This is a genomic window from Gimesia benthica (assembly GCF_009720525.1).
Lineage (GTDB): Bacteria > Planctomycetota > Planctomycetia > Planctomycetales > Planctomycetaceae > Gimesia > Gimesia benthica.
Map to the genome: position 1 here is coordinate 7,322,525 of NZ_CP043930.1, position 16,784 is coordinate 7,339,308.

Annotated in this window: 15 protein-coding genes; 5 read left to right on the forward strand and 10 right to left on the reverse strand. The window is 52.2% G+C overall.

The window, feature by feature from the left end; all coding sequences use genetic code 11:
- Positions 1-4 precede the first annotated feature (4 nt).
- Positions 5-778 carry an undecaprenyl-diphosphate phosphatase gene (locus tag F1728_RS28665; RefSeq protein WP_155366868.1) on the reverse strand — a complete coding sequence of 258 codons (774 nt, stop codon included), beginning with the start codon at positions 776-778 and terminating at the stop codon, positions 5-7.
- A 336-nt stretch (positions 779-1,114) separates the two neighbouring features.
- Here F1728_RS28665 and F1728_RS28670 point away from each other — a divergent pair, with 336 nt between their 5' ends.
- Positions 1,115-1,516: a thioredoxin family protein gene (locus tag F1728_RS28670; RefSeq protein ID WP_155366869.1), complete on the forward strand. Its 402-nt coding sequence runs from the start codon at positions 1,115-1,117 to the stop codon at positions 1,514-1,516.
- A 2-nt stretch (positions 1,517-1,518) separates the two neighbouring features.
- On the opposite strand, the gene F1728_RS28675 is transcribed toward F1728_RS28670, so the two are convergent.
- Together F1728_RS28675 and F1728_RS28680 are read right to left on the reverse strand one after the other, a co-directional pair.
- Positions 1,519-3,363 (reverse strand): GTPase, encoded by a 1,845-nt coding sequence (locus F1728_RS28675; protein ID WP_155366870.1) that lies wholly within the window; start codon positions 3,361-3,363, stop codon positions 1,519-1,521.
- Between the two features lie 44 nt (positions 3,364-3,407).
- Entirely contained in the window at positions 3,408-5,312 is a 1,905-nt protein-coding gene (locus F1728_RS28680; protein WP_155366871.1) for a GTPase domain-containing protein, read from the reverse strand.
- Between the two features lie 376 nt (positions 5,313-5,688).
- Here F1728_RS28680 and rpsB point away from each other — a divergent pair, with 376 nt between their 5' ends.
- The 3 genes from rpsB to pyrH all read left to right on the forward strand — a co-directional run bounded on the left by rpsB (position 5,689) and on the right by pyrH (position 8,303).
- Entirely contained in the window at positions 5,689-6,441 is a 753-nt protein-coding gene (gene rpsB, locus F1728_RS28685; protein WP_145041690.1) for a 30S ribosomal protein S2, read from the forward strand.
- A 148-nt stretch (positions 6,442-6,589) separates the two neighbouring features.
- Positions 6,590-7,426 carry a translation elongation factor Ts gene (tsf, locus tag F1728_RS28690; RefSeq protein WP_145041689.1) on the forward strand — a complete coding sequence of 279 codons (837 nt, stop codon included), beginning with the start codon at positions 6,590-6,592 and terminating at the stop codon, positions 7,424-7,426.
- 112 nt (positions 7,427-7,538) lie between these two features.
- The gene (gene pyrH / locus F1728_RS28695; protein WP_145041688.1) at positions 7,539-8,303 is read left to right on the forward strand and encodes a UMP kinase; all 765 of its coding nucleotides are present in this window, start codon (positions 7,539-7,541) and stop codon (positions 8,301-8,303) included.
- Between the two features lie 30 nt (positions 8,304-8,333).
- Here pyrH and F1728_RS28700 read toward each other — a convergent pair whose 3' ends face one another.
- The 7 genes from F1728_RS28700 to ilvD form a co-directional block, all read right to left on the reverse strand.
- Positions 8,334-9,113, reverse strand: coding sequence for a class I SAM-dependent methyltransferase (locus F1728_RS28700; protein WP_155366872.1), 780 nt, complete (start codon positions 9,111-9,113; stop codon positions 8,334-8,336).
- 135 nt (positions 9,114-9,248) lie between these two features.
- Positions 9,249-9,725 (reverse strand): hypothetical protein, encoded by a 477-nt coding sequence (locus F1728_RS28705; RefSeq protein ID WP_155366873.1) that lies wholly within the window; start codon positions 9,723-9,725, stop codon positions 9,249-9,251.
- A gap of 295 nt (positions 9,726-10,020) precedes the next feature.
- Positions 10,021-10,893: a hypothetical protein gene (locus tag F1728_RS28710; protein ID WP_155366874.1), complete on the reverse strand. Its 873-nt coding sequence runs from the start codon at positions 10,891-10,893 to the stop codon at positions 10,021-10,023.
- 84 nt (positions 10,894-10,977) lie between these two features.
- Positions 10,978-11,466 (reverse strand): Holliday junction resolvase RuvX, encoded by a 489-nt coding sequence (gene ruvX, locus F1728_RS28715; RefSeq protein WP_155366875.1) that lies wholly within the window; start codon positions 11,464-11,466, stop codon positions 10,978-10,980.
- On the reverse strand, positions 11,450-12,529 hold the full coding sequence (locus F1728_RS28720; protein ID WP_155366876.1) for a mannose-1-phosphate guanylyltransferase: 1,080 nt from the start codon (positions 12,527-12,529) through the stop codon (positions 11,450-11,452). The genes ruvX and F1728_RS28720 overlap by 17 nt, the downstream gene beginning before the upstream one ends.
- Positions 12,530-12,580: 51 nt before the next feature.
- Positions 12,581-13,999, reverse strand: coding sequence for a UTP--glucose-1-phosphate uridylyltransferase (locus F1728_RS28725; protein ID WP_155366877.1), 1,419 nt, complete (start codon positions 13,997-13,999; stop codon positions 12,581-12,583).
- Positions 14,000-14,044: 45 nt separating this feature from the next.
- Positions 14,045-15,736, reverse strand: a complete 1,692-nt coding sequence (gene ilvD / locus F1728_RS28730) for a dihydroxy-acid dehydratase (protein ID WP_155366878.1) — start codon at positions 15,734-15,736, stop codon at positions 14,045-14,047.
- Between the two features lie 611 nt (positions 15,737-16,347).
- Here ilvD and F1728_RS28735 point away from each other — a divergent pair.
- Complete coding sequence (locus F1728_RS28735) at positions 16,348-16,635, forward strand: type B 50S ribosomal protein L31 (protein ID WP_145041681.1); 288 nt, start codon at positions 16,348-16,350, stop codon at positions 16,633-16,635.
- Positions 16,636-16,784 lie beyond the last annotated feature (149 nt).

Genomic DNA, 16,784 nt, shown 5'->3' on the forward strand with positions numbered 1-16,784 from the left:
CTGACTACTGTTGCATGAGCTGGATAATCACAATGATAATTCCCAGCGGGATGCACCAGTAGGCGAAGTAGTGCAGCTTGCCTTTCTCCAGCCAGCGTACGAGCAGCCAGAGCGCGACGATTCCAACCACTGCTGAAATGACGGCCCCTGCAGCCAGCAGGCTCAGGGGAGTGGTCAGGTCCTTGTTGGAGATAATCTCCGCAGTTTCCAGGATGGTCGCTCCCGAAATAGCCGGGATCGCCAGCAGGAAAGAAAAGGTTGCCGCCGACTGTCGCGACAGTCCCATCAGCAGCCCTGCCACAATGGTGCTGCCGCTGCGTGAGATCCCGGGAAGTATCGCAAATGCCTGTGCGAAACCGATCAGCAGCGCCTGTTTGTAGGTGATCTCGGTGTAGCTCTTATCGGTCTGTGGGATGCGGGGAATCATCAATAGAAACAGGCCAGTGATGGGCAGCATGCAGCCCGCCAGCAGTGAGCTTTCCAGGTAATGCTCGGCGAATTTTTTCGCAGCCAGGCCAATTACAACGACCGGCAGCGTGCCAACGATCAGCAGAGGGATGACGCGCATGTCCTGGCTGAGCAGTCGAAAGATCGTCCGTCGGTAGAAAATCAGGATCGATAGTAGCGTGCCTGCATGCAGGACGATGTTTACGTCAGTCTGGTCTGACTGGATTTCCAGAAAGCTTTCAACGATGACCAGGTGTCCAGAGGAGCTGACGGGCAGGAATTCGGTGATTCCCTGAATGATCGACAGCAGGAACATTTTCAACCAGGTCATGAGTGTGTCTTTTCAATCGAGTAAGAGGCTGGAGTAGTGCAGGCAGCGTATTGGAACCGATTTACGTTGTTTTATCCAAGACCAATCTATGGCGAGAAATCGTCTGTTTGGTCGGGTGTGTAAGTTATTTATCTGTTGAGTCTTAGGGTGTTGTGCTGGAAGGCAGCGTAAGTAGGGATCTCTATAAAGAGTCAAAAAAACTCTATAACCGGGAATCGGAATCTTGTCAATTTGAGTCGACTTTAACGGTTGAACCGGTTAGTTCGACCCGCTATTGTGGTCGGCTATTGTTAATGACGTTTCGAAATGACTCTTTTCAAATTGTAACGGATCACAATGAATACGCTTATTCCAGCAACTATGGTGCTGTCGCTTTCTCTGGCACCAATGCAGGCCGTGGAAGTGCCTGCCATTCCTGAAAACGTAGTCAAGTTATTTCAAGTAGAAGAAGATGTTTCCAATCATCAGATTCTTCTGTTTACTGCCAGCTGGTGTCCAGCCTGTGTGCAGATGAAGAATAACGAATTTCCCGCGCTGCGAGACAAGAACTGGGAAATCGGCGAAGGTCAATCCAGCCACATTCGTGTGATTGACGTGGATCAACATCCGGGACTCACAGATAAGTACAATGTGCAGTCCCTGCCCACACTCATTCTGGTTGTCGATGGCAAAGAAGTCAGCCGCTCCGGTTCACTGAATGCCTACAGCATCGCTGAGATGTTCTACAATCGCAAATAAGCTCACTGTGAGCTGAGATGTGACGCTCCCGAGCCGGCTTTTCCGGTCGGCTCATTCACTTTCCAGGCACCCAGGATCCGGGAAGAAGCGATTTCCGTCCGCAGGTGATGGACCTCCCCCCCCATGCGTACCAGGGAGTGTTGCAGGCTGTGAACCTGGCGGCATTCCTGCTCGAGATGCGGAAACAGTCCGTGTGACAGTTTCGCCTGGGCAAGTTCATCCGAAAGCTGGTTGATCTCCTGTTCCAGCCCGCGTTTGAGTTTGCGCGTGAACATCATCACCAGGAAGCCGGTCCAGATCAGGAAAATGACGCCAGCGGTCACGTAGAAATCAATGGGCAGAATCCGGGATTCATTGAAAAAGGAATCCATGAAGAAGTTTCTGCCGATGCGGACCAGGGCATAAATCACGAATGTCAGAAACAGGCTTTCGTAAACCAGACGCGTGAACCATCCCGAATTCTTGCGCGCCAGTTTACCAATGATACCATCAATTTTCGTGCCGGCGTCACTGAGAAATTCTTCTTCGACGTGGGCGGCTTCGGTCTGCAGTCGTTCCAGCGAGTCGGTCAACTGCGGCTGGTTCTCCAGGCCGGCTGCCTGGGTGTAGCCATCAATCAGCAGCTGAGATTCGCGTAAGGTATTGTCATCCAGACCAAAGGAGCCGATGCGTTTCAGTCGATCTTCGGCGGCCTGTTCTTTGTGACGGTCCCCGAGCCAGCGTGCTCCCTGCAGGGCACCAATCAGCGCGACCTGAGCTGAGTTACGGGCGCGGAACAGGCTGGCGGATGCGATCAGATTTCCCAGGCCGTTATAAAGCCGGAGCATCATCGCAAAGGGGCTCGCCCCCCAGGAATCAGAAATGCTGGAGAGCAGTCTGCGTTCCCACAGATTGCGGCTGATCAGGAGTTCCGAACGAAGTTCCTGCGACATCCGGGTTGTGAGCGTCACGTGCTGCTGTTTTAAAAACGATTCCAGTTCGCGAAGTTCCGGGAGGTTTTGCTCAAACTTCTGCGCACAGTGATCGATGGCATGTTGAATCAGTTCCAGCAGATTGGCTCGACGAACCTGCAGGCGTTCGGACTTGCCGAGTTGCGTACTGAGAATATTCTGCAGGCTGGCAAATTCCGGATCGACGGGACGGTCTGCGAGCTGGTCTTCCAGGGCACGAACCGAATCAACAAAGTAGATTTCGGGAACTTCAAACTGTTGCGAGAGCTGTTCGCGCCAGTCGTCACGTATATCCTCATCCAGGCCAGCGTGGGTCTGGACGAAAATCAGGCGACGTCCAACAGCTGCCTCGCGTAACTCTTCCGAAACGCGTGCAGAACGGTATTTCTGCTGCGTCGAGGCATATAGCAGAATGTCACAGAGCGGAATGATGTGCTGCAACCGGGTGAGATTGTTTTCTCCCTCGCTCTCTTCTGAGGTGTCCGGGTCCGGGCAATCGATCAGAATGATGTTTCGCAATTGATCCAGGGGTTTCTGCTCCACCTGAAACTGACTTAGATCAAGTCCCAGGCGGTCCAGGTCGGTGTCGGGGTGTGCGATCAGAACCGGTTGAGTGGTGGTCGGACGCTGACGACCAGAAGTTGTGCAGTAAGAGCCGACCAGGGCGTTGACCAGGCTGCTTTTTCCGGTTCCGGTCCCACCAAATGTGGCAATCACCAGCGGGGATTCCAGTCGGACCCGGAGCATGTCCAGTCGGGGAAGCAGCTGTTGGATAACGGCCTGGCACTGCTGTGCGGTCCTCCAGCCGGTGGGCTTCCGGCTCCAGTTCGTGAGTTGCTGGATCAATCCATCCACGGCTGCCAGCATTTCAATCTGTGCAATTTCCGACGTAGGCATAAGTCACGAAGTCCTGTGTCAAATTCACTTTCACGAGGTCAGGGTCAGAGGGAGGCCTGCAGTTGTTTCAGTTCCGTTTCCAGTTGGGCTGTCAGTTTCTGGACCGCCTGGTAAGCTTCACTCTCAGGCAGCGAGACAGCCGATTTTAACTCTTCAGGTAATGTCTTCAGCAAGTGTTCGCGAATCGCGGTCGCCAGCCATTCCGTCCGTTTCTGAGCAAAGACTGCATGGAATCTGCGAAACTTGGCTTCCAGGTAGCCCATGCCTGTCGCTGCGGTACTGCTGACTGCGGTCTCTCCGAACGTGGTCGTTGCTGCACCGCCGGCAACATCGCCGGTGACGTTGACCACGGATTGAATCATGGTATCAGTCACAAGTTGTGTGCCCACATCACCCACTGCGCCGAAACCGACAAAGAACAGACCGACGCTTAGAGCGGGACGACCAACGGCCGCCACGCGATCCAGTTGCTTGAGGAATGTGTAGTACTGGGGGCTCTCGTCTTTGAAGAACGTCATTTCCCGGTCGACGAGTTCCTCGAGCTGACCATTGAAATCAAAGGCCGCGTGTTCCTGGTGTAGAATTTTGAGCAGCTCTTCACGGGAGGTTCCTCGGAGCAGCGACTTCAGGCGGCTGGTGAGTAGTTCATTTCCCAGCTCACTGACCAGGGTCAGTCGGTCGTAAATGCCCTCCACTGTCTGCAGGACCACCGACCACTCCTGCTCGCGGTACAGTTCCATGGGAGGACGTTTCTCCTCGGTGGTCAACGAATGCAGGTAGCGGACAGGCCAGAGAACCCCTTTGCCAATCGCGTTGTAGAAGCCGTGCACATGAGCGGACCAGCCTTCCCGCTGTTCCTGCCACCACTTGCGAATGGAATGCACGATGACGGTGTTGGGAACCAGCGGCCAGTTGTCTATCTCGGCCAGTTCATGTTCTGAGAGCAACTGGGAAGCCGCGAGAAATTCCTGACTCCGCGTTTTGATTTCCCGCAGATATGCAGGCACGCCGGTCTCCTGGTTACTCAGGTAATACAGAGCCCCCTTGAGAGTGCGGACTTTGATTTCATCGAAATGCAGTTCTGAGAGGACCTGCATCAGGTTGAGGGCGGAATCGGTATCAGGCGTTTCCGCTGTTAATGAGTCGCCGCTGTTTTCTGGTGTCGGCTCGAACACGCGGCGATAGAAGGGGAGCTGCAGATTGTTGGCAGCCTGTCGGTCATTGGGGGCGATGAAGACCAGCTCAGGATTCACGCCTGTTTCCTGGCAGAAGGTGTTCAACCAGAGCGGCCAGTATTCCTCGTCTTCGGGTAGCTGGCATTGGTTGAATACCGTAATGATGACTTTCTCTTCCCGCGCGGCTTCGCGGAAGAACTGTTTGACGGCAGCGTCATTGTATTTCTGTTGCGTGAGGACAGCGACCAGAACGTCGGCTGACTGGCGGATCCGTTCGGCCCGTTCCCAGTTGACTTCGGCGTCGCTGTCGATGTCCGGCGTGTCCAGCACCAGCAGATTGGGGGCCAGGCTCCCGCATTCCTGCCAGAATAGAAGGTGCTGTTCATCAGTTCTCAGCGGGTCCTCTGCTGACGACCATGGGATCAGCTCAAACCCCTGAAAGACTTTTGACAGATTATGCCGGTCTTCAAACCCAGTGGGGACCAGGCAGACCGGGTGTTTCGTCTGAGAGGCCAGGGGGCTGATGGCACTGGACTGCTGGTTCACCAGATGGTTGAAGATCACACTTTTACCGATATTGGTGCCGCCAACAACAGCCGCTACCAGGTAAATCTGGTCAGACAGCTGGGGAATCAGTTTCCGCTCCAGGATTTCAAACCATTCACGACCTTCCAGGCCGGGGAGCTCCAGTTGAGCGGACTGCTGTTCCAGGGCGCGTAAAGAGTCCCTGAGTTCCTGGGTTGTGGTGGAAAATGTATGCAGGGTAGATGACATGTTTGCTTTTCAATCGAGTCGCTGTGGAATGCCTGAATCCTGTATCGAGATACATTCGCAACAGTTGACAGATTCTTAACTTAAACCGGCTTTTCTGGAGTATATCGACTCGAGGCATTCAGGATGAGCCCAACTTCTTAGAACGCCAGCTTCAAATTCGATTCAATTCACTGAATTAACGGTCGCATGGTTTGACGGGCGCGAATAACTCAGATAGGATCCATCCATTCGCACTCAGCGGTGTTGTCAGCTCAGAGTGCGCTTAATGATCTGGAATGCCATGACAGACGCCTTCATTAGATAAGTCTAATGATTGTATTCATTTAAGAACGTGACCCCTGGCAGGTCATGTGCCCTTTACATTAGGAGTTCAAAGATGTCGGAATTAGTCGTTAAAGATATTCTCGAAGCGGGTGTTCACTATGGTCACAAGACCAGCCGGTGGAACCCCAAAATGCGTCCTTACATTTACGGACGTCGTAACCAGATTCACATCATCGACCTGAAAGAGACTGTCCGCGGCATTCTGCGTGGTAAAAAGTATCTGGAACGGGTCGCTTCACAGGGCAGCCTGATTCTGTTCGTCGGAACCAAGAAGCAGGCGCAGGGCCCGATTCGCGATGCAGCCAACGCTTGTGGCATGCCTTATGTGACCGAACGCTGGCTGGGTGGTGCTCTGACCAACTTCCGCACCGTTCGTAATCGTCTGAAGCGTCTGGAAGAACTGGAATCACTGGAAGAAACCGGTGAAATTAATTCCTACTCCAAGAAGATGCAGTCGACCCTGATGCGGGAAAAACGCAAGGTTTACCGTAACCTGAATGGTATCCGTACCATGAACCGCCTTCCCGAAGCACTGGTGGTTGTCGACCCAACCAAGGAAAAGAATGCCGTTCACGAAGCCCACATCCTGGGAATCAAAGTTGTTGGCCTGATTGACACCGATTCCGATCCGGATGAAGTCGATCTGCCGATTCCAGGTAATGACGACAGCATTCGTTCCATCCGTCTGGTCATGAATCAGCTGGCTGCAGCCGTGGTTTCTGGTAAAGGCAATCTGCCGGATACCGGAAAAAAAGATGAAGATGAAGGCGGCGAAGAAGAACTGAAGCCGGTACCTTCTCTGTAATTTCGTGTCATTAAGAGACAGTAAGCGTGACTGCTGCTGTTCCGGTTGGTTGACCGGTCGGCAGCAGCACAGTGAATATCAACAATTACATCGGATTAGTATTAAGAGCAATTTCCCAGTGAATTGCTTTCGAAGGAGATGACTGACAATGGCTGAAATTACAGCTGCAGCCGTGAAAGCCTTACGCGAAATGACCGACCTGCCAATGATGGCATGCAAAAAAGCACTGCAGGAAGCTGGTGGCGATCAGGATAAAGCCATCGAAATTCTGCGTGAAGAAGCCGGTAAAATTCAGCTGAAGCGAAGTGATAATGCCACCAGTGAAGGCCGGATTACAGTCCTCTCCAGCGATGATGGTTCTAACACTGTCATGCTGGAAATCGTCTGTGAATCAGCGCCGGTTGCCGGTGGAGAAGACCTGACCAACTTCGCCAACGCCTGTGCCGCACAGCTGCTGGCTAACCCGGAAGTCAACACCGTTGAAGACCTGCTGAAACTCGACTCCGAAAAGACAGCTGGCAAAACTCTCAACGACGACTTCATGGATATGCTGAATAAGATCCGCGAAAAGATCGTCGTTTCTAAAATCGCACGAGCTAAAGCTCCCAGCGGCAGCTATGTGCACCATGATGGTAAGACCGGCGTTCTGTTCCAGGCTGCTGGTGAGACTGCAGACGCAGATCTGCTGCGTGGCGTTGCAATGCACATCGCCGCTTTGAAGCCGACAGTTGTTAAAGAAGACGAACTGGATTCTGCTGTTGTTGCAGAAGAGCGGACCCGTCTGGTCGACGAAGCAAAAGCGACAGGCAAGCCGGATAACATCATCGAGAAAATCGTTGATGGCCGGATGAAGACTTTCTTTGTTGAACAGGGCGTTCTGGTTTATCAGCCGTTTGCCGTTGATGATTCCAAGACCGTCAGCCAGGCTCTGGCAGAAAAAGGACTGGAAGCTGTTTCATTCACCCGTTGGGCGATTGGCGGCTAATAACATAAACTGAAAGACGCATGCGTGCCCCGGGCGCGCGTGCGTCTTTTTCTACACTGACTGAACTCAATACCCACTTTCTGCAACCTCTCTGACATCGAGGAATCCAAGGATGAACGATTCTCCTGCTCCCCTGTTGAAACCTGCCTACCAGCGTGTTCTGCTTAAATTGAGCGGTGAAGTTTTCTGCCGCGATGGAGAAGGGGGCATCAGCATGTCGGAGCTGGAATCCATTTCCGCTCAGATCAAACGGCTGGTTGACTCTGGAGTGCAGCTGGCGATCGTCTGTGGTGGGGGAAACATTCTGCGGGGTAAGCAGTTCTCCTCTTCCAGCGGTTCGATCAACCCGGCCACTGCTCATTACATGGGGATGCTGGCAACCGTTATCAACGGTCTGGCACTGCAGGATGCTTTGGAGATGGCTGGAGTGGCAACTCGCCTGCAGACCGCCATCCGCATGGAAGGGGTTGCCGAACCGTTCATCCGAAGACGCTGCATCCGTCACCTGGAAAAAGGGCGCGTCGTAATTCTGGCTGCTGGAACAGGAAGTCCCTTTGTGACGACCGACACGGCTGCTGCACTGCGTTCGCGTGAAATTGACGCTGATATCCTGCTCAAAGCCACCAAGGTTGATGGTATCTATTCGGACGATCCTGAAAAGAACCCGCATGCTGTTCGCTTCTCGGAAATCAGTTACCAGGACGTGTTGCACAAAAACCTGCAGGTCATGGATGCCCAGGCTCTGCATCACTGCATGGAACACGGCATTCCAATTCTGGTATTCAACTTCCGTAAGACCGGGAACATCGAGAAGGCTGTCGCGGGTGAGAATATCGGTACCCGCGTCATTCCGAACGCAGAAGCCAGCGAAGGTTAATCGCTGCTTGAGCTGAGTTGTGAATGTCGACTATTTCTTTCTCAGAATAAAAACGACATCTTCGGTACGAGCATCGATTTCGATGGTGAAATCCATCTCATACATGAAGTCGTAGAGCTCGACCACTTCCAGCTCCGGAACTTTGGACAGCAGCTTTTTGAACTGCGGTGCGGTGTAGGTGCGGTAGTCCATCGTATCAAACAACTGAAACTGGCGCGACGGCGTGTAAACGTCGAACGTCATTTCGAGGTGTTCGTTCCGCTTTTTCAGATCCGTCCAGATCGACTGCATATGTGAGTTGATCTGCAGATTGCCTCTCCGCGCTGACCAGCTCTCGCTCTGCATGGGTTCCCCTTTGGTGGGGGTCAGATGCAGTCCCAGGATATACAGGCCTCCGGGTTTCAGGGCCTCGGTCACGCATTTCAGATGATTTTCAGCTGTGGCTTCACTGGGCAGATGACGGAAGCTGTTAATCGTGTTGAATGCAGCGTCCACGGGGCGTTTGAGTTTGAAGTCAGACATGTCCCCCAGTTCTGCAGAACGGGGAAAACCGCCGCGTTCCAGACGATCATTGCAGTATTTGATCGCATGCTGGTTGAGATCATTGCCGGCGACTTTGTAACCAGCCTGGGCCAGTTTAATCAACAGTCGCCCGGTCCCGCAGGCAGGCTCGAACAGGCTTTTGACTTTGCGTGTGGCATGTTTTTTAAAACAGTTCTGCAGAAAGTCAAATTCCGCTTTCCAGTCATCACCAAAGATCAGATCGTAGTATTTCGGATAGTCATAGAGATGGCCTTCGATGCGTTCCATGATTCTTTCTTGCTGTTCTGAGTCGTAGCCGATGTGTGAGCAATCGCAGTGTCTGCATAATTTGATCAATAAAAAAAGCCTTGAGCAGTCGTTATAGTCTGCTCAAGGCTGATGTTCAACCAGTGCCGGTTTAAATCAGATTTTTAATTTTCTAATCTGAGGAGCACGTGGTCTCTTTTTCGCTTCGACCACGTCGCCGGGGCCATGCACGAAGTCGATCGATGGGTTTTCACCCAGACCAACATAGAGCGACAGAGTGTAGGTTTTGAAGAACCCGTTCCAGGTATATTGCTTCATTTCCTTGCACATGTGAGTGTAGCGGTCAGCAGGCAGAGTGCTGATGCTGGGAGAACCTGAAATGAACGGAGTGATATCAGACATTCTCAGGTCTTTGTTGAGATCGAGCTTAGCAGCCTGGGCTTTCTGCAAAGCAATCTCGGTCTCATGTGCGTAAGTCTGGGCATAAAAATCAAACATCGCCAGACAGAATAAAATCACACCAGCAGACCAGATAATGGTTTTAAAAATCGACTGAAATTGTGTCTGGTGGTGAGCAGTTGTGGATGGATACAGTGGGCGCGCTTCAGGCGCATCAATAGTGATTGTAGACATTTTCGTGAGCCTTTCTAACTGTCCTACATAAGGTGGGTGTAGGTTAAAGGTGGGAAATCAAAGGCATTTCTCAAGTGGTTTTAGGCGGGAACGTGTAACAAAGCTGGGCGGATAGTACCTCCTGAATGTTAATGAGACATAGTCGATGCGTTAAATTCTCAAGAAACTTTCCAGTTTACTGATCAGTTGCGCCTGATCATGCGATAAGTACAGCTTCGATATGATTATATTAGGTAATCAGGCTGGTCTTTGACAAGTGATAATCAGAAAACCGGGCAAATATATGGTCTGATGTTTACAGGTTTTTGTTCAGGTCGAGATCATCAAATTTCTTGTCTTTGACCATGAACTGTTTCAAATCGAATTTCCCTTTGAGCTCTGCGTCGATCAGTTGCAGACGCATTTCAATTTTGTGCAGCCTTGCTTCTAAGGCGGGATGAAATACAGGTTTATCCGGTTTGGCCAGGCTGCGGGGAACCTTGGGGTAGCCCAGTTGGCGCTGCAAAGCCGCGAACATATACAGGGGATCACGGTTGCGGTTTGCCTTGGCAATCCGTCCGTCCTGCACACTGAACAGAATTGGGTACGAAGGCTCAAAGTCTGCGTTCCCCGGGATGCGTTTCTGTTCATCGACAAAATGCTGGGATCTTAAATAGAGTAGATCTGCAAAATCGACCGAGCCCAGCTGGATCTTGAGTTTGCGAATCCATTCCGCCCAGTCGGCGTTGTACTGTGTGTCCTGTGAGATTGCTTCCAGGCCGAGATGATAGCCCAGCCGGTTTCGCGAGATGCATTCAAACTGGTAGATAAACAGTCCGGCACTGCTGGAGTTTTCTGAGCGATACTCGGCCTCACGTTCCAGAACCATCAGTGCCGTCTTCTGATCAAACTTGGATTTCTCTTCTTCGGCACTTTTGAGAATGAACGCCTGAAAAGGAGTGAAGTAATGCGAAAGCTTCTGCATTCCGTCGGAGATACGACCGGTGAGCAGCAATTCCCCTTTCAGAAAATCAATCGCCATCGGCAATTTCGTCGTTGCCAGAATCTCTTCGTAGATCGTCGCCAGGATTACTTGTGAAGGGACCGCGTCTTCCAGCCGCTCACGATAGTTACGGAAGAAGTAGACCTGTTCGATGTATTCTTCACGATCCAGGGGCTGGTGTTTCATTAATGACCGTTCGTGTTTCTGATCTGACATGCTTCTGTACCCAAAGAGGTTTCGTCCATTATAGGGAAACAGCGTCGGTGGGAGTCAAAAAGATTCCGGTTTTTGATCGCGATTCGGACTGTCTAGAAACGACTGCAGGATGATCTGAGCGGCCAGTTTATCGAGGTAGGCTTTTCGTTTGTTCCGACTGATGTTCATATTCATCAGGAATTCCTCGGCAGTGGCGGATGAATAACGCTCATCCCAGTAGCGTACCGGAATCCCGGCAAACTGACTGATCCAGTCGCCAAATCGGCGGGCCTCTTTGGCTTTCTGGCCCTCATCTCCGCTCATGTGCACGGGCAGCCCGACTACCAGTCCCTTGCACTGGTACTCCGAAATGATTTTCTGCAGGTGCTTCTGGTCCTGCTCGACAGACTGCCGCGTATAATTATCCAGCGGGCTCGAAATATTCTGTTCTGCCGTCGAGATCGCAATGCCAACCCGTTTGGTACCGTAGTCCAGGCCCAGCAATCGGCCCTTCGTGGGGAACTCCGATTCGCCCGTTCCCTCTGTCTCAGAGGTATTGTTCATAACCTCGCTCCTTCAAGGCGTTCACCAGATCTTTGATAGCTGCTTCATCATCTCGCGGGGCGATTAGTGTCGCGTCAGGCGTATGCACAATCAGGGAATTGCTCACACCGAAAGTCGCCACCAGATGATCGTCTGTCGTGCGAATGATGCAGTTCGATGTTTCAATGCCGCAGTGCAGACCCACTACCGTATTTCCCTGCTCATCTGAGGGGAAATACTTCTGCAGCGTACTCCAGTTGCCGACATCGTCCCATTCAAATTCAGCCGGCACGACTGCCAGCGTTGTTTTCGAGTGTTCCAGAACTGCATAGTCGATTGATATGGAGTTCATCGCACTAAACTCTGCTGTGAGAACCGATTCATATTCAGCAGAACCAATGGCGTCGGCAATACGATTCAATGCCTCGTACATTTCCGGTTCCCGATGTTTCAGGGATTCCAGAATCGTCTGTGCTTTCCAGACGAAGATACCACAGTTCCAGAGATATTCACCACTGTCGAGATACTGCTGTGCGGTTTCCAGATCTGGTTTTTCTTTGAAAGCGGCGACCTGCATCGCCGGTCCTGCTTCCTCTTTGATTCTCGTACCCGTCTGAATATATCCGTACCCGGTTGCAGGTGCATTCGGGGGGACTCCAATCAGAACCAGACGCTCAGGCTCCGCATTTACCAGATTGACTGCATGCTGGACTGTCTGTTGAAAGCCGGACGCGGGCTGAATCACATGATCCGAGGAAACCACCAGCATGATCGCTTCGGGATCCTGTTTCAGTAGATGAATGGCAGCCAGCCCGATACAGGGTGCTGTGTTTCGAGGGGCTGGCTCGACCAGAATATGATCCGCCGTCAACTGGGGAAGCTGTTGCTGGATTTCCGGTGCCAGTGTCGCATTGGTGGCGATCCAGGTCTGCTCAGCTTCCGACAGCGGACGACAGCGACCGACGGTCTCCTGGATCATCGTCTCCTCGCCTATCAGTCTGAGCAGTTGCTTGGGCATCGCTTTGCGACTCTGAGGCCAGAAACGCGTACCGCTTCCCCCCGCCATGACCACCGTATGCAGCATTTTCGTTTCTCCAGATGCGAGTCCCTGCCAGCTCAGGCTGGCTCCGGGCTGTTATTCTCCGAGGTAGAGGGGGCCATTGATCATCAGGTCCGCGGAAACTTTTGATTTGAGATCATCTTCATCGAGGGCGAGCAGTGGGCTGATTTCAACCGGACAGTCCCCGGGAACCTCAACTCCGCAGGCAGTGAGCCATTCCCTGGCGATCCGATTCAGGGCGGCATGGACCGTTGCGGGCGAATCCTGGCCTTCGGCGTTTTTCAGAGGATTGAATTCTCGTTCTCGATCGATTTCATAGACCAGAACGGTATCCGCGACCGGCAGTACATCGAAAATGAATCGTTCAAATTTGATAGCATTCGGCTCCTCAGGTGTAATCTGTGAACCGGAAACATCAATATGCGGAACTTTCTTATTGGCCCGGTGGAACGGGAACTGATCGTCGTTGTCCGCTATCTGTTCCAGGAAATCACGATTGAAGACATGGATCGCAGTGCTCCCGGCCCAGTGCAGTAACTGTCCCGCTTCATCCGTTCGCTCCGCGATGTGGGATGGCAGGTCACTGTATTCAATGATCTGTGTCTTCTGATCCACATCACAGACCACGCCCATTTTCTCATCAGCAGAGCGTTTCGAAACCACTTTCACCGAGACTTCCGCATTCCGCTGGAGATGATAACCCAGAAACGCGGGGTCGCAGACGATGGCGGTCGGGTTATCCACCTGATGGTAGTACAGGGTATCGATTCCCTGCTCACGCATCACATCAAACATGCCGGAGTTCTTGAGCGCGGCCAGCATCCCACCATGTCCGTCCGGACTGACGGCGATGTGGTGTTTACTTTCCAGCAGAATTTTGCCGGTCTCTGCATCAACGGCTGGCATTGTGCCCTGCTTGAAGAAATACAGGTTCTCATCTGCAAGTCCAAAATTCTGATTCTGCTGAAAGTAGGCAACGGTATCGTCGTGGGTCGCATCGCTGGTCATGATGAAATAGCTGATTGGCTGACCTGCCTGCTTCGCACGGGTCCGTAACTGTTCGACCAGAATCTGAAACAGCGATGTCTGTCGGACGGGACCAACCGGATACATACCTTTGGGATGGGGGAAGCCGAGACGAGAGCCCTGACCGCCAGCCACCAGGATGGCTCCCACTTTTCCCTCAGACAGACACTGTTTACCTGTCGCAGTGGCCTTTGACAATTCCGCTGAATCTGATTCGCGGTCTGCCAGCCGGACCACCGTGGCAGGACGAGTGGCCCGTTCGGCTTTCTCTGCAGGAGACTCTTCTGAACTGGCGCTGCTCGGAGAATAGAGTCGCTGGATTTGCGCGAAATTGATTTCACGAATCTGTTTCACCAGTTCCGCCTGTTGTGCGGGCTCAAGTTCGCTCCACCAGGTCAGCAGATGTGTCTGTTGGTATTCTTCCAGTGTCTGGAGCAGGTCCTCAGGGAAAGCTGCGGAATTATTCATACTGTTAGGTTTTCCTCCTGTTATGATTTCGTCTCAGAGTTCCGTTCATTCGCAGTCGGGGAGCAGCGCCTTGCTCACGCAACCGTGGTGTGCCTGAGAAGTAGTGGCTGAAAAATCGGCCAGATAACCTCGGGTATGCTGAACTGGTTTGATGGTTAAAGCAGCTTCTCGCTTTTGAAATTCTTCATCACTGATTCCCAGCTGAATCGTTCCTGCCAGCAGATCAAACGAGATTTCATCGCCATCCTGTACCAGACCGATTGGACCGCCGACAGCAGCTTCGGGGGAACAGTGTACGCCGATCGCGCCATGCGAGACTCCCGAGACACGCGTGTCTGAGATGAAGGCAACTTTTCCATCAAGTTCAGGGACGGTCAGAGCGGCAGTCGCAACCAGCACTTCAGGCATCCCCGAGGCAACCGGACCCAGGTTGCGGAGTACGATCACGCTCCCTGGTTTAATCTGACCGGCTTCGACGGCATCAACAACGCCTTTGGCTTCATCAAAACAGCAGGCAACGCCGGTAAAATGCGATTCCTGCATGCTGGAAACCTTAAACACGATTCCCCCCGGTGCCAGATTGCCGAAGCAGATCTGCATGTCGGCGTACTCTTTATAAGGCTGATCGAGGGGGGCAATCAGATCCTGATCTGCGGGGACATCGCCGATCTCTGCCAGGTTTTCGGCCAGTGTTTTACCGGTAACGGTCAGGCAATTGCCATCGATGATGCCTGCCTTTAAAAGGTGTTTGAGCAGTAGCGGAGTCCCACCCAGGTGATGCAGGTCTACCATCGTTTTTTTGCCGCGGGGGGCGAAGCTGCAGTACACGGGGGTCTTTTTGAGGATCTGCTGAATGTCCTGCAGCTGGAAGTCCACTCCCGCTTCACGGGCCAGCGCCAGCAGGTGGAGAATACCGTTGGTTGAGCCACCAATGGCCGCAATGGTAGCGGCAGCGTTCTCAAAAGCTTTACGAGTCAGAATATCACGCGGCCGAATATTTTCTGCCAGCAGGTGTTTGACAGCAGCTGCCACATTCAGGCATTCGTCTTTTTTGGCGTTGTCGATGGCGGGAGTCGAACTGCTGAAGGGGAGCATGAGTCCGATGGCTTCCAACGCAATTCCCCAGGTATTGAAAGAGGCAGCGATACCACAGCCTCCCGGTCCGGGGCAGGCCGTCCGCAGGATTTCGTCTGCTTCCGATTTCTCGATGGCCCCAACGGAAGCAGCTGCCTGAGAGTCATAGACGTCGAGAATGGAAATATCCTGTCCTTTGTGGCAGCCCGGCATAATACTTCCGCCACTGACGATCAGGCCGGGGTAGTTCATCCGGGCGAGAGCCATCGCAAAACCAGGCCCGTTTTTATCGCAGTTATGCAGGCCGATCAGGGCGTCATAGGAGTGGGCACTGACAACGCATTCGGCTGCATTGGCAATCATATTCCGCGAAGGCAGACTCGCATTGCCCCCTTCCTGTCCCTGAGTGATGTTGTCACTGACAGCCGGCGTTCCGAAAGGAAGGCCGATCATATCTGCGGACTGACATCCTTCGGCGATCGTTTTTGCCAGTGAATAAGCGTGAACATTACAGAGGTTGCCATCCAGCAGGGGAACACCAATCCCGATCTGCGCCTTGTCAAAATCTGCATCAGAGAAGCCAAGTCCGTAGTAGAATGCGGTGACGCCCCGCTGCCAGCCGTGTGTCAGATTCTGACTGTTCCAGTTCAACGCCTGTGTCATCTTTGGTGTTCCTGCAGGAGAAATGAGAAAGAGGAGCTATCGCTCAAAAACTTCCTTAACTCTAAACGCTCAGCTGCAGCAGGCCAAGTTACTTAACATTTGAATTTCAAAACAGATAGAGAGTTATCTCACTTCAGGAATCCCTCGTGAACAGAATTGAACAGCCAGGATATGCTGAGAGGTGATTGAACGTGCTGGGTTAACTGCTTATCAGGCGAATCTCGACTCATTGGTTAAAAATCTGAAAAAATGACCGGAATCAGTCGAGAATTACCGGTTGGATATGATGTAACATTATGTTATGTAACAGATTATGTGAATTTGGCTGATGGGGCCTTTGCGCTTGCTCATTAGACTGGCGGAACGTAAACTGTGTTGTTTCGTAAAGCGAGAATTCTATAAGCCGTTTTGTTTCCAGATTTTAGGAATCCGAGTCTGCAGACGTGAAGTCTACTGGAACAGACTTGTGAAACAGAACGAGGTCTTGTCCGGTCCTGATGAAGGAGTAGACAGGCCGGGACAGTTGTGGATTCAAAGTGCCCCCACGTCGGATTGTCAGCAGTCAGTCCGTAAGATTGAACAGGTTATTAGGTAACAAAGAAACTGAGAAAATGAAAAAAGACATTCATCCCGATTATCATCCGGTCGTATTTAAGGATACTTCGACTGGTGATGCATTTATGATTCAGTCTACCGCGACCTCAAAGTCCACCATCGAATGGGAAGATGGCAATACTTACCCGGTCGTTGCAGTTGAAATCAGCTCCAAGTCGCACCCTTTCTACACCGGTAAGATGAAGTTCGTCGACAGTGCCGGTCGGGTTGAAAAGTTCCAGAAAAAATACAACTGGGACAAGCGCAACGCATCCGAAGGGGAAGACAAGAAAGAAGCCGAGTAGCGGCCTGACTCATCGATTTCAAACTGAGGCTCTGCGGATTGTCCGTATGAGCCTCGTTTAATACATGGTCGTCTCAAATACTTCTTTTAGTCTGATTCACTCGCGACTGTGGTCACATGGATGACCAGGTCACTCATAATCAGGCGGTC